Here is a 17,268-nt window from a genome sequence, read left to right as displayed (position 1 = left end):
ATTGAGGGGTCGATGCGATGTCTGATGACCGCGTGGCAGCATTCGAGGATCTCGTAGGTCTGCTCGACTACCCGATGTTCGTCGTCACCGCGAGGGCCGGGGACAGGTTGGGCGGCTGCCTCGTGGGTTTCGCCACGCAGTCGAGTATCAATCCGCCGATGTTCCTGGTCGGTCTGTCGCGCAAGAACCATACGTTCTCGATCGCGCAGGATGCGACACACCTGGGCGTACACCTGGTGTCACGTAACGAGATCGACCTCGCCCGCTGGTTCGGCACCCAAACCGGCGATACGGTCGACAAGTTCGAATGCTGCCGCTGGCACGAAGGTCCGGCAGGCACCCCGATCCTCGATGCCGCAGGCGCATGGTTCGTGGGAGCGATCACCGAGAGATTCGACCTCGGCGACCATGTCGGGTATCTGCTGAAACCTGTTGCCGCGCACGCGACGGGGCGCCCGCACACCTGGGTGAGCTTCACCGACGTGAAAGATCTCGAACCCGGCCACGAAGCCTGACGTGTCGGCGATCAACAGGATTCGAGTCTGGCGGCGAGCACAGCGGTCCACTCCGCGAGGTACCGGTCGTCCGGGACGTGGGACCGCGTCCGGTGTACGAGATGGCTCGTGAAGCGGACGCCGAGGATTCCGTTGACTCCCAGCGCCGCCAGCGCCTCGCAATCGCTCTGCGGCAGTTGCGGTTTCCACGCGCTGATCCACTCGGCGAGTTCGCCGTTCAGCCCGTCGATGAGCGCACTGTAGGCAGCATCAAGGCGCGCTGAGCGCCCGGCCGGGGTTCGCGCGGCGATCTGGAGCATCTCGATCTCCTCGTCGACGACGCCGAGCAGGTAACGGCCGAGGACCGTGAGCTCGGCCCGCAAGTCGTCGAGCCCGGCGAACAACGCGCGGATGTCTCGCATGGCGCGACGGCGGTCGAGCTGCCGATCGATACCCGCTTCCAGCAGGGCGTCCTTCGACTTGAAGTGGCGGTACAGGGCTCCCGATCCCGGTGCCAGGCCCGCCGCGGCCTCGATCTGCGAAACGCTCGTCGCATCGAAACCCTTGTCGCTGAACAACCGCATCGCCTCGGTGACCAGGCGTTCACGCGTCGGCGCAGGTGCAGCCATTGACCTCTCCAAAGTGATCACTTACCTTATGCAAGACTCTACTTTACGGCTGCGGATACCGACAGTGGGGAGCCCAGATGCCGCAAGACGATTCCGTGCCGCGCGGGCGGATCCGCCGGACGATGCCCTTGGCCGGGTTCACCGCCCGGGCCGTCGGAGGCCGCTTCGTCGCGGAGTTCCGCCAACGGTCCGGCGACACCGATGCCGTGACTCGCTTCCACGAGCGCACCGCCGATCGCTACACCGACCTGCTGGGACATTCCCGCGGCGTGCTGATGAAAGTCGGCCAACTGATGTCGATGGTCGACGGCGACGCGTTCGGCAGCGGCGGCTTCTCGCCATACCAGAAGGCGCTGACCCGATTACGCGCCGACGCTCCGCCGATGGACGTTGCCCTCATACGTGACGTGCTCGGCGCCGAACTCGGAGACGCGGTCGACCTGTTCGCCGAATTCGACGACGAACCCATGGCGGCCGCGTCGATCGGGCAGGTTCATCGGGCTGTCCTGCGGGACGGTCGAGACGTCGCCATCAAGATCCAGTATCCCGGTGTGGCACAAGCCATCCGCGATGACCTGGCCAACACCGAACTGCTTGCGACGGTCATGAGGTTCGCGACCGCGGCCGCCGGAGTCGCCGCGGATGTCCGAAGCCTCGCACGCGAAGCGGCAGCCCGCATCGCCGAGGAGGTCGACTATCGACACGAAGCACAAATGATCACCCGGTTCGGTGCTCTCTATCGCGGCCATCCGTTCATCCGTATCCCCGAAGTCATCCCCGAGGCATCCGGCGACCGAGTACTGACGATGACACTGCTGCCCGGAATGGATTGGGAGACAGCGCAGCACGCCGACCAGGAGCTGAAGAACCGGTGGACCGAGATCATCGCGCGGTTCGTGCACGGGAACTTCCGCCATGGGAATCTGCTGCACAACGATCCCCATCCCGGCAACTATCGCTTCGGCGCCGACGGCACTGTGGGCTTCCTGGACTTCGGATGCGTGAAGGTCTTGCCCGAGCGGCTTCGGCACCCGTGGGTCGCGATGAACCGCGCGGCGCTCGAAGGCCGGTTCGACGACTGTCGCGCGCTGATGGCCGAACTGGGCTTCTTCGCCACAGGGCGTCCCATCACGTTGGACGAACTGCGGTCGTGGTGGGACGTGTTGCTCCACGAGATGACGGACATGCCTCAACCTGTCACCTACACGTCAGCCGCCACGGCACGCTTGATGCACGCCTTGTTCTCGCCCAGCGCCGACAATCCCGTCAATCGGATGCTTGTGCCCGAGGACTTTTCGATGTTTCCCCGGGTTCAGCTCGCGTTGACCCATATCGGCGCCGGCATGAACGCGTCCCTGTATGCGAAGGCGCTCATGGATGACATGGACGGCGTCGCCGAGCCCGTCACGGAGTTGGGCAGGCGCCACCACGAGTGGGTTCGCCAACGCGGACTTCCGATGGCATTGGACAGCCACGCTCGTCGGTGACGGCGGTCATGGCTGCTCGATGCGCGCGCCCAACTGGCCGACCACCGAGAAGAGATTGGCGACTCCCCAGTGTTCGACGATGCGGCCGTCGCGTACCCGCATCGCGTCGACCGTCTCGAATTGGACTGGCCGCCCGGTCGGCGCGATACCGAGGAAGTCTCCGTGGTGGGTCCCGTGGTAGGTCTTGTAGGTCGTCACCAGATCACCGTCGACCGTCTGCCAGTGGATCTCCGGGCGGAAGTCCGGGAAGGCCTCGCGCAGGCGGCGGTACAACACCCGGACGCCGTCTTTGTCGGGTGTCGTCCCCGGTTGCGGCGTGTGATCGACGAAGTCGTCGGCGAAGAGTTCTTCGAACAACTCGAAGTTCCCTTTCCCCTGCACCTCCTCGGTGTTGCGCCGCACCACTGCCACGGCCTGTTCTTCGCGCTCGGTGTGCGTCATCGGCTCTCCTTCCGGACGGACACCGTGTCGGTGCCCGAATCATGTTCGCGCTCGCGCCAATTGGCCAACAGTCGCAGCGCTGTGTCTGAGGCCGAATCGGGCTCTGCAGTGTAGACGATCAACACCTGGTCCTCGTCACCACTCGGATTGAGGGCCTGGTATTGCACGGTGAGGTCGCCGACCACGGGGTGGTGATAGCTCTTGGTTCCGGTGGTCCGGCGCTGGACATCGTGGCGGGCCCACCAGGTGCGGAACTCGTCGGAATGTATCGACAGCTCACCGACGAGCGCCGACAGCTTGGGGTCGTCCGGGTAGCGGCCGGCGTCGTGGCGCAACATCGCGACGGTGTCCATGGCGACCTGGCGCCAGTCCGTGTAGAGCTCGCGAGCGTGCGGGTCCAGGAAGACGAAACGGGCCTGGTTGCGCTGGGGCGCGGGCAGGTGGCGGAACTCGGTGATCAGCGCACCGGCCAGTCGATTGTGCGCGAGGACATCCAACCGCCTGCCGAGGATGAACGCCGGCGAGAGCACACCGTCCAGGCGGTCCAACAGATCCAGCGTCGCGGGATGGACATGTTGAGGCCGCGAACGCCGGCGCCGCGTCTCGGGTTGCGGGCGGCCGAGTTTGTGCAGGTGCTCGCGCTCGGCGTCGTTGAGCTGCAAAGCCGTCGCGAGCGCGTCGAGAACGTCGGCCGACGCACTGCGGCTGCGCCCCTGCTCCAGACGCGTGTAGTAGTCGACGCTCACCCCGGCCAGCTGTGCGAGCTCCTCACGTCGCAGCCCCGGCACGCGCCGCCGGGCGAACTCTCCACCGAAACCCACGTCCTCAGGAGTGAGCCGGGCCCGACGAGTGCTGAGAAAGTCAGCGAGCTCGGAACGATTCCTGTCCACGACATCAGTCTTGCGGGCCTCGGCGGCCACGGCACCTCCAAGGGTGGCCCACTTTGTCCCCCGATAAGCCGGGCCGGTTTGAGCAGCCTTTTCGGTGCGGCCGGCTGGTTGATTCGACTGCAGCACCCAACTACAGCACTCAACGAAAGGAAGACGAGATGTCCGAGATCATCACCGCCTCCGCCCTTGCCGGCCGTACCGCCTTCGTGACGGGCGCATCGAGCGGAATCGGGGAAGCGACCGCCCTGCGGCTGGCCGGTCTGGGTGCCGGCGTCGTCGTCGCGGCCCGGCGCAAATCCAATCTCGACGCGTTGGTCGAGCGCATCACCGCGGCCGGCGGGAGAGCCCTCGCCGTGCCACTCGACGTCACCGACCGCGACGCCGTGACTGCCGCCGCCGAGTACGTGTCGGCTGAGCTCGGGCCGGTGGACCTGGTGTTCGCGAACGCCGGGGTTCAACTGATATCGCCGATCGACGACCTGAAGGTGGATGACTGGCAGCGCCAGATCGACCTGAACATCACCGGCGTGATGAACACGATCGGTGCCTTCATGCCGCACCTCGTCGACGCCGCCGCGGCAGGCCGGGCGGCCGATCTGATCACGACGTCCTCGATCGCGGCGACCCGGGTTCTGGAGAAGTTCTCGGTCTACTCGGGCACCAAGGCGTATCTCAGCCAGCTTACGCGACTGCTGCGAGTCGAGCTCGGCCGCAAGATGGTGCGCGTCGCCACGATCGAACCCGGCATGGTGGACACCGAATTGCCCGACCACGTCACCGATCCCGACGCGAGCCGGCTGATGGCCGATCTCATCGAGGAGATCGACGTGCTGAGCCCGGCGGATGTCGCGGAGACGGTCGCGTTCATCGCGGCGAACCCGCGCCACATCAATCTCACCGAGATCACGATTCTGCCGACGCAACAAGCGATCTGACGCATCGGCCGCTAGGCGATGCCGGCGGCTTTGTCGAGGAGCTGCAGAAGGTCGTGAGCCGCGAGTTCCACGGCCTTGTGCCGCCATTCCGAGGCTCGGTACACGCAGGCGATCAAGCCGGTCCGGTGGACGCGGCGAAAGTCGCCGTATACGAACGCATATCGAGCCTTGGTCTCGTCGTTGGCGCCCTCGGTCAAGCCCAGATGCCAGTTCGCATACGCATCCCAGTCATGGTTTTCGAGGTAGGAGTTCTGCGTGTCGGCTCGCGGCTGGACCTCGCCCCAGTCGCTGTCGAGCACGTACTGGCGGGATTCGATGAGTTCGCGGGCGAACTCGACGGCCGACTCGTTGAGGGCATACTTCGCCATCAGTCCGGCATCCGGGTCTGTTGGTAGAGGGCGAGTTTCCAGCGGCCGTCGGCGCGGTGATAGACGCTCGACATCGCGCCGACGAACGCGGGCTCGTCGCCGTCGCGGTATCCCGTCCCGGTGTAGACGAGAACGGCGTTGTCGTCGTCGACGGCGATCAACCGGGCATCGCTGATCTCATAGGTACGCCACGGCGGCGAGGCCGAGAGTGCGCCGACCACGGTGTCGCGGTCCATGACCATGCCGTTGGCGAGCACCATGACCGCGTCGGGGAGCATGATCTCGCCATAGAATTCGGCGCCGGTCGCCTTGCACAGTGAGTCCCAGCCCGCTCGCTCAAGGTCGAGGAGTTCGTCGAACAGCGGATCCCGTGCGCCCACCATGATCTGGCAATACCCGCTCACCCCGACGTCTATGCCTGGGCGCTGCTGTTAAAAGAGTGGTAAAAGTGACTATCGGGTATTGGAGGAACCGTATGAACGGGCCCAGTCGAGGAGAGGCATGACCTGTGGGCGGGCACAAGGGCAGCCGGGCGGGCTCGGTCGCCGCCGCGGTCAGCGCTGTCGCCGCGGCGGGCCTCATCGTGCCCCCGGTTGCGGCGGCCGCCCCCGACTGCCCCGACATCGAGGTCATCTTCGCGCGGGGCACCGATGAACCGGCCGGCATCGGAGTTGTCGGCCAGGCTTTCGTCGACACCCTGAAACCCATGGTGAAGGGCTCCACCGTCGGCAGCTACGCGGTGAAGTACCCGGCGTCGTGGGACTTCATGAAGGCCGCGGCGGGCGCCACCGACATGAGCAAGCGCGTGCAGAGCACCGTAGCGAAATGCCCGAGAACTCAGATCGTGCTCGGCGGCTACTCGCAGGGTGCGGCCGTGGTCGACGTCGTCGCCACCTCGCCCGTCGCGGGTCTCGGATACACTGCGCCGCTGCCGGCCGCCGTCGTACCGCACATCGCGTCCATCGTCGTCTTCGGCAATCCATCGGCGCGCATCGGTCAGCCGCTGACCCGGATGAGCCCCGTCTTCGGCTCCCGCACGGCCGACCTGTGCGCGCCGGCCGATCCCATCTGCTCACTCGGCAGGAACTGGGACGCACACATCAGCTACCCGAAGACCGGCCTGGTGAAGCTGGCCGCCCAGTGGGTGACGCGCCACATCAAGCCGCGCGTCTAAGCCTCCTGCTCGATCATCACCGGGAACAACCGGTGGGTGCCGGGCAAGCCTTTGAGCTCGGCCTCGCGGGGCGCGCCCAGCATGACGTCGTCGAGGTCGGCGACCGTGTCGGCGACCGGCTCGCTGACCAGAATCTCGCCGCCGTCCGCCTGATCGGCCACCCGGGCCGCCATCGCGACGTCGAGTCCGAACAGGTCGTCCCCGCGCCGCACCGACGTGCCCATGTGTATGCCCATCCGCACCCGAATGCCCTGCCAGCGCTCGGGTTTTTCGGCCAGCGCGTGCTGCACCGCGGTGGCGAACCGCACCGCGTTCTCCGGGTCGGCGAACGCGATCATGAAACCGTCGCCCTGCGTCTTGACGACGTGGCCGCCGTGTTGGCCGACGCAGTTCTCGACAAGCCGGTTATGCCTGTCCAGCAGCTTCACCCAGGCCCGGTCGCCCATCGCCGCGTTCGACTCCGTCGAGCCCTCGATATCGGAGAACACGATGACGACCCGGCCGTCGGCGGTCAGCCGGGCCAGGTCGGGACGTTCCACCTGCGCCCAACCCGCCAGATCTTCGATCGAGTTGCGCACGGTGGCGCCGAGCCCCTTGTTGATCAGCATGTCCGCGGTCTGGAACACCGTCTTGATCGCCAACGGCGCGACGCCGCGACGCTTGCGGCGGCGACGGTCGTCGTTCTCCAGCTGCATGCGCTCGATCTCGCGCCTGGCATTCGTCAACTGCCGCCGGCTGACGATGAACAGCACCAGGAACGTGACAAAAGCCGCGAACAACAGCACGACCATCACCAACAAGACGGACTCGGTCAAAGTCGGTGTCGGCACCCGCTGATTATTACGGCCATGGCGGTGCACGCGGTGAACGCCGCGTCGGGCAGGCTGGTGTCCACGATGCCCGCGCTCCTCGACGACCCCCACGACCTGTCCGCCCTACGGGCCAATGCGACCGACCCCGATGAACTGTTCGCGTCGTTCTCGGCCTGGGCGCAGGCCAACGGCACCACGCTGTACCCCGCGCAGGAGGAAGCGCTGATCGAGCTGGTCAGCGGCGCGAACGTGATCCTCGCGACGCCCACCGGTTCGGGCAAGTCGCTCGTGGCCACGGGTGCGCTGTATGCGGCGTTGGCCACCGGACGCCGCAGCTACTACTCCGCGCCGATCAAGGCGCTGGTGAGCGAGAAGTTCTTCGCCCTGTGCGAGGTGTTCGGGGCCGTCAATGTCGGCATGCTCACCGGCGACGCCGCAGTGAACGCCGACGCGCCGATCATCGTCTGCACCGCCGAGGTGCTGGCCAACATCTCGTTGCGGGAGGGCGAGAACGCCGATATCGGCCTCGTGGTGATGGACGAGTTCCACTTCTACGGCGACCCGGACCGCGGGTGGGCCTGGCAGGTGCCGCTGCTGGAACTGCCGAAGGCGCAGTTCCTGTTGATGTCGGCCACGCTCGGCGACGTCACGTACCTGCGCGCGGACCTCACCCGCCGCACCGGGCGGCCGACTGCGCACGTGGCGGGCGCACAACGCCCGGTTCCGCTCTTCTACAACTACGCGACGACGGCGATGCACGAGACGATCGCCGACCTGCTCGACACCAAGCAAGCGCCGATCTACGTCGTGCACTTCACCCAGGCCTCGGCATTGGAACGCGCGCAGGCGCTCATGAGCATCAACGTGTGCACCAAGGAGGAAAAGGCCGCTATCCGCGACCACATCGGCAGCTTCCGATTTTCCACGTCCTTCGGCTCGGCGCTGTCGCGGCTCGTCCGGCACGGCATCGGCGTCCACCACGCCGGCATGCTGCCCAAGTACCGGCGCCTGGTCGAACAGCTGGCCCAGGCCGGTCTGCTCAAAGTCATCTGCGGCACCGACACCCTCGGCGTCGGCATCAATGTGCCCATCCGCACGGTCGTCTTCTCGGCGCTGTCGAAGTACGACGGCACCCGCACGCGGCTGCTCAACGCCCGCGAGTTCCACCAGATCGCCGGCCGGGCCGGGCGCGCCGGTTACGACACCGCGGGCACGGTCGTCGTTCAGGCGCCCGAGCACGAGGTGGAGAATCTCAAGCAGTTCGCCAAGGTCGCCGACGATCCGAAGAAGCGCCGGAAACTGGTGCGCCGCAAGGCCCCTCCCGGCATGGTGCCGTGGAGCGAGCAGACCATGAACCGTCTGATCGAGGCCGCACCCGAGCCGCTGACCAGCAATATGCGCGTGTCGACGTCGATGATCCTCGACGTGGTCGACCGTCCCGGTGACCCGTTCGTATCGATGCGGCGCCTGCTCACCGACAATCACGAGCCGCGCAAGCGCCAGCTTCAGCACATCCGCGACGCGGTCGGCATCGCGCGGTCACTGCTGCAGGCCGGTGTGCTGGAGCGTCTCGACGAACCGGAGCCCGATGGCAGGCGTTACCGGCTCACCGTGGACCTACCCTCCGATTTCGCCCTCTACCAACCACTCTCGACGTTCGCGCTCGCCGCGGTCGACGTGCTCGACCCGTCATCGGACACCTTTGCGCTCGACGTCGTCTCGGTCATCGAGGCGACACTCGAGGACCCGCGCCAGATCTTGGCCGCACAGCTGAACAAGGCCCGCGGCGAGGCCGTCGCGCAGATGAAGGCCGACGGCATCGAGTACGACGAGCGCATCGAACTGCTGGACGAGGTCACCTATCCCAAACCGCTCGCCGAACTGCTCGAGCACACCTACGAGGTGTACCTGCAATCCAATCCATGGGCTGCCGACGCGCGGCTGTCCCCGAAGTCTGTCGTGCGTGAGATGTGGGAGCGCGCAATGACGTTCCGGGAGTTCGTCAGCGCCTACGGGCTCACCCGCTCCGAGGGAGCGGTGCTGCGGTACCTGTCCGACGCCTTCAAGGCCCTGCGATCCGGCGTGCCCGCCGCCGCGCGCACCGAGGAAGTCATCGACATCGTCGAGTGGCTCGGTGAGCTTGTCCGCCAAGTCGATTCGAGCCTGCTCGACGAATGGGAACAGCTCACGAGCCCCGATCAGCCGGTCGATATCCCCGGCGGGGAGATTCGAGCTGCCCCCACTCGCCCGCTCACCAGCAACGAGCGCGCGTTCACCGCGATGGTGCGCAATGCACTGTTCCGGCGCGTCGAACTGTTCGCCCGGAGGCGCTGGGTTGCGCTCGGCGAACTCGACGCCGACTCCGGGTGGACGGCCGAGCGGTGGGAACAGGCCGGCGACGCCTACTTCGACGAGCACTCCGACGTCGGCACCGGAGCCGACGCCCGCGGCCCTGCGCTCCTCATCATCGACCGCGAGCCCGGCCGGTGGCGGATACGCCAGATTCTCGACGACCCCGCGGGCGACCACGACTGGGGTTTCGACGTCGAAGTCGATCTCGAAGCCTCAGATGAGGAAGGCACGCCGGTTCTGCGGGTGATCGACGCGGGCCGGATGGATTGAGCCCACCGCTCAGAAGATCTGATAGGCCTCGCGGGAAAGCGAGAAACCGTGGCCTGAATCGGCATCACGGCAGGTGATGCCCGCTTCTGTGCTCTCGCACCGGATCGGGCCCGCGCTGATCGCCTGGCCGTAGGCCAACGTGTCTCCGGGGCCTTGCGCGCTGTCGCCCGCGCAGACGAAGTCCGGCCTGGTGCCGGCCGAGAATGAGATGCCCTGGCCGTAGTCGTACCGGCAGTCGGCAGGACGGGGCGGCGGGGACCAGTCGCGTTCGGTTATGTCGCACCGCACGCTGGACTCCCCCATCGCGCAGTGAATGTTGCGGCTTGGTGACGTGAAGTGGGTGAACTCGGAGTTCACCAGCGCCGGCGCCGACCCGACCCCTGCGGTGGGTGAGGACAAGCCGTATCCCGCTGTCGCCGCGAGCATCCCGACGGCGATGAACAAGCTACGCCCGATGTATGCAGTCATGGTTCCACACCACACCGTGGCAGGTGTCCGACGCAACGTTTACCACTACTTCCAGGCGAAGACCGGTTGCTCCAGGTCACCGACCGAATCGTTGCGGCCCTCCAGACACAGCCACCGCACCTGCAGCAGCACCGCGCCCGTCGGTGCGTGGATGAGGTCGTTGCCGAGCGGGATCTGCACGACCGGGCGCGTGCTTTCGGGGATGTCGATGAACCGGGGCGAATCCTCGCGCTGCAGTTGATGGAGCCCGACGCGGTAGGCCGCGACGACTTCGTCGGGTGACGGACTCAGCTCGAGGCGGCCACCGCCCCAGACCACCACCGGCGTGATGACATAGCCCGACCTGGTCGGGTAGTCGTCGAGCAGGCCCAGCACCGTCGAGTCGGGAAGACGGACACCCAACTCCTCGTCCAGTTCGCGCAGCGCGGCGTCGACGGCGGTTTCGCCCGGATCCAACCGGCCACCGGGCAGCGCCCACTGCGCGGCGTGCGAGTTGAGCCGCGACGCCCTCCGGCACAGCAGGAACGCCGCACCGCCGGACACGTCGACCATGCGGCCGTCCAGACCGGGCTCCGGCATGGGGCGGCCCGCGATCCAATCGTCGACCGGTGCGGGATCGACCCGGTCTTCGCCGAGGTCCGAATCGACCAGTACCACCGCGACCGCCGCATGCCGCTTGGTGGGATCGGTTACGACGCGGCGGTCGTGGCCGTCCAGGTGGGTACGGATGCGCGCCCGCAACGCGTCGTCATAGGTGATCGTCACCGCTCGACCATATGCGGCCGCGTTGTGTGCGCCGTCAGCGGCAATACGAGTGCGTGGCGTAGGCCAACGCGGGCTGATAGACCGCGTCCAGCGCCCGCGCGGTCACCACACTTCGCATGGCGCTGTCCACATCGGCTTCACACGCCTGTGACCCCAGCACGTCCCACTGGGCGGCCATCTCGTGGACCATGACCTGATTCAGGCGGTCGATCGTTTTCCTCGTATCGGCCAACTCCGGCGCCGTGGCGGGCGCAGCACCAGGGTCGAGCTTCCATTGCGCGAACCGGGTGTGTTCGACCGACACCGTCGCATCGATCTGATTGCGGAAGACCGCACCGACATAGGCGGGATCGATGTGATCTGACCGCGCCATCGCGGTCACGGAATCGATGACTTGCTGCTCGCGTGCGGGATCGTCGATCGGACCGCCCGTCTTGAATTTGTACGCGGCCACCTGGTCCGCGGTTTGCAGGCGTTGGGCCGCCGCGTCGACCAACGGGACCAGCGGGCTCTGAGGTTCGGTGGCGGCCGTCGGAGCGGCCGCGACGGTGAGGGCGACGAATGCGGAGACAGCAGCCACAGTTCGCATCCTGACCGGCACTTTCGGCACTCCTTCCACATCGCGGGCACAGCCCACAAACCAATCTAACGAAACGACTCACCGCAGAAGCTCACGGCCGGTCAGTTCCCGCACCGTCTGAATCTCACGGTCCCGATAGGGCCTGCCGTCGGCGTGGAAGAGGTCGTGAAACCACACTTTGGGCGGGGCGGGGTATGGCCGGTCCCAGGAGTCCCACGGTAGGTAGGTCTGCGTCTTGCCGGCCACCAGGCCCCAGCTGTACGCACCGACGTTGTGTCGCTTGGCTATCGGCAAGATGTCTTCGACCGTGCTGCCCAGGCCCCTTGCCAGGTATTCGGTGCACAGGACAGGCCGCCCGAGCGGCGCAAGTTCGGCGATCCGCCCCTCGAAGTCGGCCGGCTTGGCATGACTGTGGAAGGTGACCACGTCGGAGTTGTCCAACTGGATTCTGGCAATCGCGCTGCGGCGCTGCGGATCCCGCCACTCCCCGTGCCACACGCCGCTGGTGAGCGGCTGCACCGGGTCGACAGATCGGGCCCACCGGAACACCTGGGGCAACAGATCTGCGACCAGTTCCTGCTTGTTCTTGAGTTCGACGGCACGGAAGACGCGCGCGGGGTTGTCGGGTTCGTTCCACAGGTCCCAACCCAGAATCCGGTCGTCGTTGCGGAACTGGCTCATCACACCGACGACGTAGTCACGTAGTCCGGTGTGGCTGCGACGGTCGAGATGCTCGGCGCCCGGGCTCTGCACCCACCCGGAGTTGTGCACACCCGGTCTCGGCCGGCGTTGTCGGCCGGGCTTGGGCAATGGGTCCCAGCAGGAATCGAACAGCACGAGTAGTGGTTTGATACCTCGACTGGCGGCGATGGCGACGAACTGCGCGAGCCGGTCTTGAAAGCCCGAGCGGTCCTGCGCCCACAGCTGATCGTGGAGGAAAACCCGGACGGTGTTGAAGCCCATGAGCCTGGCGAGGCGCAACTCGCCGTCGATGCGTTGCGGGTCATACGTGGCGGATTGAAACATCTCGAGCTGATTGACGGCGTTGGCGGCGATGTAGTTGGAGCCGACCAGCCAGCCCTGCGCCCGATACCAGCGATTGGCCCGCTCGGCCGGCCATCGACCCGGCTCGGCACCCGCGCGGGGCGCCTCGATCAGAGCCGCTGCCGCGGTCGCAGCCAGCGGCAGCTTGAGTGCGGTGCGCCGCGCCACGCTCCAGCCGCAACGCCGACGAGGCTCGTTCGTCTTGCGAAACAAATTGCCGTCCTTTGCGATTCGGGTTCAGTTCACCTTTGCGGTGTACCCGACTCGCACTCGCCCGCAACAACTGTTGCCGGTAACTATCATCCGACGGCTGACGGGGAAGGTTCGGCCGAACCGCCCTGCGGCTCGCGGGCCGTCATCAACCGCGCGATTTCCTGCCGGTCGGCCGCTGACGGCAGACCCATGTCCGGCGTGTAGCCGTAGACCTCGTACAACGGAGTCGAACCGGTTCGGCCGTCGAGGATTTCGACCGAGTCGGCGCCGATCAGGCCCGGATGTTCGACACCGCACGCCTCGGCCACCTTGACCAGGTCGCGGCGCAGCGTCTTGATGTAATTCGCGACGCGCACGGCCTTCTCGTCCGGCACCAGGCCACGGGCCAGCCACGCGTTCTGGGTCGCGACTCCGGTGGGACACGTGTCGGTATGACACTTCTGCGCCTGAATGCAGCCCACCGCGAGCATCGCCTCGCGAGCGACGTTGATCATGTCGCAACCGAGCGCGAATCCCACCACCGCATTGTCGGGGAGGCCGAGCTTGCCGCCGCCGATGAAAGTGACCTGCTCGTGCAGACCCCGCTCGGCGAACGTGCGGTACACACGCGCGAAGCCGAGCTGGAACGGCAGCGAGACGGTGTCGGTGAAGATCAACGGTGCGGCGCCGGTTCCGCCCTCACCGCCGTCGATGGTCACGAAGTCCACCCCGCGGTTCGTGTCCCGCATGAGATCGGTGAGCTCGTACCAGAATTCGAGATCACCGACTGCCGATTTGATACCGACCGGCAAACCCGTTTCGGCGGCCAGTAGTTCTACCCAGTCGAGCAGGCTGTCGGTGTCGGAGAACTCGGCGTGCCGTGACGGGCTCACGCAGTCGCGCCCGGCGGGGACACCGCGGGCTGCGGCAATCTCACTCGACACCTTGGCTGCAGGCAACAGCCCGCCGAGGCTGGGCTTGGCCCCCTGGCTGAGCTTGATCTCCAGCGCCCGCACCGGTGCATCCGCCACGACCTCTTTGAGCCGGTCCAGATCGAACCGCCCGTCGGCGTCACGGCACCCGAAGTAGGCGGTGCCGATCTGGAAGATCAACTCACCGCCGTGTCGGTGGTAGCGCGATATGCCCCCTTCGCCGGTGTTGTGCAGGCAGTCGGCCGCCGCGGCGCCACGGTTGAGGGCCTCGACCGCGTTACCCGACAGCGACCCGAAACTCATCGCCGAGATGTTCACCACCGACTTCGGGCGGAATGCCTTCGGCCGGCCCCTGGCGGCGCCGATCACCTTGGCGCACGGCAGGTTCACCTCGTGCCCGGCCTTCGGCGCCGACGGCGGAACCGCACGCCCGAACGTCCGGTGTTTGATGATCGGATATCCGGCCGTGTACTCGATGTCGTTGTCGGTGCCGAAGCCGAAATAGTTGTTCTCCAACTTCGCCGAGGCGTACACCCACCGCCGCTGGTCGCGAGTGAAGGGCCGCTCCTCGTTGTTGGCCGCGACGATGTACTGCCGTAGCTCGGGTCCGACGGCTTCGATCAGGTAGCGGCCATGTCCGACGAGAGGAAAGTTACGCAGTATCGCGTGTTTACGTTGGAAGGCGTCGCGTACGGCGAGCGCGGCCGCCGCCGACGCAGCCGCGGCCGCAACCGCACGGAAAGGGCTGATCATGCCGTGAGAGTTTCCGTGCGACCGCACGGCGAAACCCTGCCGAAGCGGTTCGCGCGGGGCGCCTACACACTGCTTGGAGTTCGGTTGATTCGAGCCACCTGGACCCGTAATGCTTACTGTGGGCACCTCCGGTATACGGTCCTGCCATGACTTCTGTGGCGTTGATAACCGGTGGCGCAGGTGGCATGGGTGTGGCCACGGCGAAGATCGTCGGACGAGATCATCCGGTCGTCCTCTGCGACGTGCGGCAGGACCGGCTTGACTCCGCCGTCGCCACCCTCGCCGACCTCGGGATCTCCGCGACGGCCGTCAACTGCGACGTGACCGAACGGCAGGCGGTCGACCGGCTCTTCGGCACGGCCGCCAAGCTCGGGCCGGTCACCGCGGTGATCCACGCCGCCGGCGTGAGTCCCAGCATGGGCGATGCCGCCTACGTCATGCGGACCAACGCGCTCGGCACGCTCAACGTCAACGAAGCGTTCTACGAGAACGCCGGCGAAGGGTCGGCGATCGTCAACGTGGCGTCGATGGCCTCGTACATGCTGCCGGACGAGATCGTTCCGGCCGAGCACTTCCCGCTGGCGCTTGACGATCCCGACGCCTTCGCGAAGGCCCTGCTCGCAACCTGCGACATGGCACCCGAAGAGGCTCGGTCTGGCTTCGCCTACGCGCTCAGCAAGACCTTCGTTCGCTGGTACAGCAGTTCACAGGCCGAGCGGTTCAACGGCCGGGGCCTGCGCATCGTGTCGGTCTCTCCTGGCTCTGTCGACACCGAGATGGGCAGGCTCGAAGAGCAGGCGGGCGCCGGTGCGATGGTGGCCGACGCTGCGGTCCCGCGTTGGGGCAAGCCCGAGGAGATGGCCGAACTGTTCGCGTTCTGCGTCAGCGCCAAGGCCGGGTATCTGACCGGCACCGACATCCTCAACGACGGTGGCGTGGTGGCCTCGATGCGCGAGCGCGCCAGGGCTGCCGCCGCGAAGGGGTAGCAGGTTCTCGGTATCGGATCGTTATGACGGTTTATCTCAATCGTCACATGGGTAACTTCAGTAACAGCGGGGTGCCCCCGCGATCTGACACCGAAGAAAGAGCCGAATGGAACAACACCATGAACACAGTCCTGTACTTCAGCGCCAACGGCGCCGTATATGAGACCCGGGCCTACACCACCGCCGACATCGACAAGCTCGTCGAGGATCAAGGCCTCCAGTGCTTGACGAGCGCCGACCGTCAGTTCGACTTCTGGTTCAGCCCGGCCACCCGTGGGTGCCAACACCGGGCCAACCGGCGCGCCACCGAGTTACTCCTGGCGACAACCACTTTCACGGCGAAGTCGGTGCCGCTGCTGCGGGGCTGCGTCGTCGTCGCCACCCATGACGCCGACGGAGACCTCGACGGCCTGAGTTGGCAACAGCTCGATCTCCTCGTGCGCAAGAGCCAGTCCCTGACCAAGCACGACGCGCGCGTCCTCGACCGGCGGATCGCCCGTGACGCCCGTCGCGACCGGCGACACACCGCGACTCGCCAGGGCGCTGTTCGCCTGAAGTTCGCCCCGCAGTTGCATTGACCTTTCGCGCCGCCGGGTATCGGGTGGCTGTGAGCAATGCCGAGCACCAATGTCGTCGGCCCCGCGCTCGGCAGCACCTTCGGGGTGCTGTCGGCGCTGCTGCTGGTGGCGACGCTCGCGCTGTTCATGGCCGCCGACGCGAGCAACTACACCCGCAGGCTCGCGATCCTCGAACGCAGCCGGCCGCAACTGGTCGAGGCGCTGCGCACCTTCAGCCGCGGCACTCGCGAGTACCTCGTCGTGTCAACGGTTTTCGGACTCATCGTGGCGGTGCTCGACACCGCCGCGCTGTGGATCATCGGCATCCCGCTGCCGATCCTGTGGGGCCTGCTGGCGTTCATCACGAACTACATCCCCAACATCGGGTTCGTCCTCGGGGTCGTCCCGCCGGCACTGCTCGGCCTGCTCGAGGGCGGGCCACTGACGATGCTCGTCGTCATCGTCGTCTACAGCGTCATCAACTTCGTCGTGCAGACCGTCATCCAACCCAAGATCGTGGGCGACACCGCGGGACTGTCGGTCACGCTGGCGATGGCCTCGCTGATCTTCTGGGGCTGGGTTCTCGGGGTGCTCGGCGCATTGCTCGCGATCCCGCTGACCCTGTTGGCCAAAGCGGTTCTCGTCGACACCGACCCGTCGGCGCGGTGGGTGAAGGTGCTGCTCAGCAGCAAGGTCGACGACGAGCCCGAGCGGGACGCCGAGCTCGTCGCCAAGTGACTCACTTCGGCGATTCGTGTGCGAGTGCCCGATAGCCCTTCGCCCCGGCGCGGTCGACGGCCGCGCGCACCAAACCGAATATGAGGCCTTGCATGGCTGCCGCGGTCAGGGCCTTGGCTCCCGACCGTTCGAGATCCTTGGGATCCGGTGGCTCCAGATTGGGTTCGTCGATGCGCTTCCAGATCTGATTGAACACTGCGCTTGCCAGTAGCCCGCCCGCCACACTCGTCGCGATGGAAAGCGGACGGTACAACAGCTTCGAGCTTCGGCTCACGGGTCCTCCTAGCGTCTGACTTGCCCAGGTACATACCCGAATGCGGCGGGATGTAACGGTGCCGCCAGGTTTCATCCGCGGAGCTCCTGGGCACTGCTGTGGAGTAGCAGAACGCCTGCAGAAGGGT

The 17,268-nt window shown here is 66.5% G+C and carries 19 protein-coding genes and 1 pseudogene; 8 read left to right on the top strand and 12 right to left on the bottom strand.

The genetic code is table 11. The features are described from left to right. Positions 1-17 precede the first annotated feature (17 nt). Positions 18-515, top strand: a complete 498-nt coding sequence (locus ACOI2T_RS00465) for a flavin reductase family protein (RefSeq protein WP_409504039.1) — start codon at positions 18-20, stop codon at positions 513-515. 11 nt (positions 516-526) lie between these two features. Here ACOI2T_RS00465 and ACOI2T_RS00460 read toward each other — a convergent pair whose 3' ends face one another. Beyond that, positions 527-1,123 carry a TetR/AcrR family transcriptional regulator gene (locus ACOI2T_RS00460; protein WP_067853647.1) on the bottom strand — a complete coding sequence of 199 codons (597 nt, stop codon included), beginning with the start codon at positions 1,121-1,123 and terminating at the stop codon, positions 527-529. Positions 1,124-1,200: 77 nt separating this feature from the next. On the opposite strand from ACOI2T_RS00460, the gene ACOI2T_RS00455 reads away from it, so the two are divergent. Continuing rightward, positions 1,201-2,610: an ABC1 kinase family protein gene (locus ACOI2T_RS00455; RefSeq protein WP_409504038.1), complete on the top strand. Its 1,410-nt coding sequence runs from the start codon at positions 1,201-1,203 to the stop codon at positions 2,608-2,610. Positions 2,611-2,616: 6 nt separating this feature from the next. On the opposite strand, the gene ACOI2T_RS00450 is transcribed toward ACOI2T_RS00455, so the two are convergent. Both ACOI2T_RS00450 and ACOI2T_RS00445 read right to left on the bottom strand, forming a co-directional pair. Continuing rightward, positions 2,617-3,051, bottom strand: coding sequence for an ester cyclase (locus tag ACOI2T_RS00450; protein WP_067853644.1), 435 nt, complete (start codon positions 3,049-3,051; stop codon positions 2,617-2,619). Next, on the bottom strand, positions 3,048-3,941 hold the full coding sequence (locus ACOI2T_RS00445) for a helix-turn-helix transcriptional regulator (protein ID WP_409504037.1): 894 nt from the start codon (positions 3,939-3,941) through the stop codon (positions 3,048-3,050). Before ACOI2T_RS00445 ends, ACOI2T_RS00450 begins: the two co-directional genes overlap by 4 nt. Positions 3,942-4,099: 158 nt before the next feature. On the opposite strand from ACOI2T_RS00445, the gene ACOI2T_RS00440 reads away from it, so the two are divergent. Further along, positions 4,100-4,876, top strand: a complete 777-nt coding sequence (locus tag ACOI2T_RS00440) for an SDR family oxidoreductase (protein ID WP_409504036.1) — start codon at positions 4,100-4,102, stop codon at positions 4,874-4,876. Positions 4,877-4,887: 11 nt separating this feature from the next. Here the strand turns inward: ACOI2T_RS00440 and ACOI2T_RS00435 are convergent, their stop codons facing one another. Together ACOI2T_RS00435 and ACOI2T_RS00430 are read right to left on the bottom strand one after the other, a co-directional pair. Next, positions 4,888-5,244 carry a hypothetical protein gene (locus tag ACOI2T_RS00435; RefSeq protein ID WP_409504035.1) on the bottom strand — a complete coding sequence of 119 codons (357 nt, stop codon included), beginning with the start codon at positions 5,242-5,244 and terminating at the stop codon, positions 4,888-4,890. Then, positions 5,244-5,627: a nuclear transport factor 2 family protein gene (locus ACOI2T_RS00430; RefSeq protein ID WP_409504034.1), complete on the bottom strand. Its 384-nt coding sequence runs from the start codon at positions 5,625-5,627 to the stop codon at positions 5,244-5,246. The genes ACOI2T_RS00435 and ACOI2T_RS00430 overlap by 1 nt, the downstream gene beginning before the upstream one ends. 125 nt (positions 5,628-5,752) lie before the next feature. Between ACOI2T_RS00430 and ACOI2T_RS00425 the strand changes: the two genes are divergently transcribed. Next, the gene (locus ACOI2T_RS00425; RefSeq protein ID WP_409504033.1) at positions 5,753-6,418 is read left to right on the top strand and encodes a cutinase family protein; all 666 of its coding nucleotides are present in this window, start codon (positions 5,753-5,755) and stop codon (positions 6,416-6,418) included. Here ACOI2T_RS00425 and ACOI2T_RS00420 read toward each other — a convergent pair. Then, positions 6,415-7,209 (bottom strand): adenylate/guanylate cyclase domain-containing protein, encoded by a 795-nt coding sequence (locus ACOI2T_RS00420; protein ID WP_409504224.1) that lies wholly within the window; start codon positions 7,207-7,209, stop codon positions 6,415-6,417. The two genes, ACOI2T_RS00425 and ACOI2T_RS00420, sit on opposite strands and share 4 nt — an antisense overlap. A gap of 57 nt (positions 7,210-7,266) precedes the next feature. Between ACOI2T_RS00420 and ACOI2T_RS00415 the strand changes: the two genes are divergently transcribed. Beyond that, the gene (locus ACOI2T_RS00415; protein WP_409504032.1) at positions 7,267-9,852 is read left to right on the top strand and encodes a DEAD/DEAH box helicase; all 2,586 of its coding nucleotides are present in this window, start codon (positions 7,267-7,269) and stop codon (positions 9,850-9,852) included. 9 nt (positions 9,853-9,861) lie between these two features. Here ACOI2T_RS00415 and ACOI2T_RS00410 read toward each other — a convergent pair whose 3' ends face one another. The 5 genes from ACOI2T_RS00410 to ACOI2T_RS00390 all read right to left on the bottom strand — a co-directional run bounded on the left by ACOI2T_RS00410 (position 9,862) and on the right by ACOI2T_RS00390 (position 14,586). Further along, complete coding sequence (locus ACOI2T_RS00410) at positions 9,862-10,320, bottom strand: DUF6636 domain-containing protein (protein WP_409504031.1); 459 nt, start codon at positions 10,318-10,320, stop codon at positions 9,862-9,864. A gap of 45 nt (positions 10,321-10,365) precedes the next feature. After that, entirely contained in the window at positions 10,366-11,085 is a 720-nt protein-coding gene (locus ACOI2T_RS00405; protein ID WP_409504030.1) for an NUDIX hydrolase, read from the bottom strand. Between the two features lie 34 nt (positions 11,086-11,119). After that, positions 11,120-11,674, bottom strand: a complete 555-nt coding sequence (locus ACOI2T_RS00400) for a chorismate mutase (protein ID WP_409504223.1) — start codon at positions 11,672-11,674, stop codon at positions 11,120-11,122. Between the two features lie 69 nt (positions 11,675-11,743). Then, the gene (locus ACOI2T_RS00395; protein ID WP_409504222.1) at positions 11,744-12,877 is read right to left on the bottom strand and encodes a glycoside hydrolase 5 family protein; all 1,134 of its coding nucleotides are present in this window, start codon (positions 12,875-12,877) and stop codon (positions 11,744-11,746) included. Between the two features lie 131 nt (positions 12,878-13,008). After that, positions 13,009-14,586 (bottom strand): FMN-binding glutamate synthase family protein, encoded by a 1,578-nt coding sequence (locus ACOI2T_RS00390; RefSeq protein WP_409504029.1) that lies wholly within the window; start codon positions 14,584-14,586, stop codon positions 13,009-13,011. A 146-nt stretch (positions 14,587-14,732) separates the two neighbouring features. Between ACOI2T_RS00390 and ACOI2T_RS00385 the strand changes: the two genes are divergently transcribed. The 3 genes and pseudogenes from ACOI2T_RS00385 to ACOI2T_RS00375 form a co-directional block, all read left to right on the top strand. Then, complete coding sequence (locus tag ACOI2T_RS00385; RefSeq protein WP_409504028.1) at positions 14,733-15,572, top strand: SDR family oxidoreductase; 840 nt, start codon at positions 14,733-14,735, stop codon at positions 15,570-15,572. A gap of 119 nt (positions 15,573-15,691) precedes the next feature. Then, complete coding sequence (locus tag ACOI2T_RS00380; protein WP_409504027.1) at positions 15,692-16,150, top strand: hypothetical protein; 459 nt, start codon at positions 15,692-15,694, stop codon at positions 16,148-16,150. A gap of 66 nt (positions 16,151-16,216) precedes the next feature. Continuing rightward, positions 16,217-16,867: pseudogene (locus ACOI2T_RS00375) on the top strand (AI-2E family transporter); the annotation flags it as partial. Position 16,868: 1 nt separating this feature from the next. On the opposite strand, the gene ACOI2T_RS00370 reads toward ACOI2T_RS00375, so the two are convergent. Next, positions 16,869-17,141 (bottom strand): DUF4235 domain-containing protein, encoded by a 273-nt coding sequence (locus ACOI2T_RS00370; protein WP_067853607.1) that lies wholly within the window; start codon positions 17,139-17,141, stop codon positions 16,869-16,871. Between the last annotated feature and the right edge of the window lie 127 nt (positions 17,142-17,268).

Origin of the sequence: Mycolicibacterium wolinskyi str. Jessa 2025 (assembly GCF_049241375.1) — a bacterium.
Lineage (GTDB): Bacteria > Actinomycetota > Actinomycetes > Mycobacteriales > Mycobacteriaceae > Mycobacterium > Mycobacterium wolinskyi.
The sequence above is the reverse complement of the archived record's forward strand: the minus strand, read 5'-3'. Positions and strand labels throughout refer to the sequence as shown.

Excerpts from the sequence above, each read along its gene's own strand:
- ACOI2T_RS00465 (WP_409504039.1), top strand. The coding sequence starts at position 18 with ATGTCTGATGACCGCGTGGCAGCATTCGAGGATCTCGTAGGTCTGCTC.
- ACOI2T_RS00460 (WP_067853647.1), bottom strand. The coding sequence starts at position 1,123 with ATGGCTGCACCTGCGCCGACGCGTGAACGCCTGGTCACCGAGGCGATG.
- ACOI2T_RS00455 (WP_409504038.1), top strand. The coding sequence starts at position 1,201 with ATGCCGCAAGACGATTCCGTGCCGCGCGGGCGGATCCGCCGGACGATG.
- ACOI2T_RS00450 (WP_067853644.1), bottom strand. The coding sequence starts at position 3,051 with ATGACGCACACCGAGCGCGAAGAACAGGCCGTGGCAGTGGTGCGGCGC.
- ACOI2T_RS00440 (WP_409504036.1), top strand. The coding sequence starts at position 4,100 with ATGTCCGAGATCATCACCGCCTCCGCCCTTGCCGGCCGTACCGCCTTC.
- ACOI2T_RS00435 (WP_409504035.1), bottom strand. The coding sequence starts at position 5,244 with ATGGCGAAGTATGCCCTCAACGAGTCGGCCGTCGAGTTCGCCCGCGAA.
- ACOI2T_RS00430 (WP_409504034.1), bottom strand. The coding sequence starts at position 5,627 with ATGGTGGGCGCACGGGATCCGCTGTTCGACGAACTCCTCGACCTTGAG.
- ACOI2T_RS00420 (WP_409504224.1), bottom strand. The coding sequence starts at position 7,209 with ATGGTCGTGCTGTTGTTCGCGGCTTTTGTCACGTTCCTGGTGCTGTTC.
- ACOI2T_RS00415 (WP_409504032.1), top strand. The coding sequence starts at position 7,267 with ATGGCGGTGCACGCGGTGAACGCCGCGTCGGGCAGGCTGGTGTCCACG.
- ACOI2T_RS00410 (WP_409504031.1), bottom strand. The coding sequence starts at position 10,320 with ATGACTGCATACATCGGGCGTAGCTTGTTCATCGCCGTCGGGATGCTC.
- ACOI2T_RS00400 (WP_409504223.1), bottom strand. The coding sequence starts at position 11,674 with ATGCGAACTGTGGCTGCTGTCTCCGCATTCGTCGCCCTCACCGTCGCG.
- ACOI2T_RS00390 (WP_409504029.1), bottom strand. The coding sequence starts at position 14,586 with ATGATCAGCCCTTTCCGTGCGGTTGCGGCCGCGGCTGCGTCGGCGGCG.
- ACOI2T_RS00385 (WP_409504028.1), top strand. The coding sequence starts at position 14,733 with ATGACTTCTGTGGCGTTGATAACCGGTGGCGCAGGTGGCATGGGTGTG.
- ACOI2T_RS00380 (WP_409504027.1), top strand. The coding sequence starts at position 15,692 with ATGAACACAGTCCTGTACTTCAGCGCCAACGGCGCCGTATATGAGACC.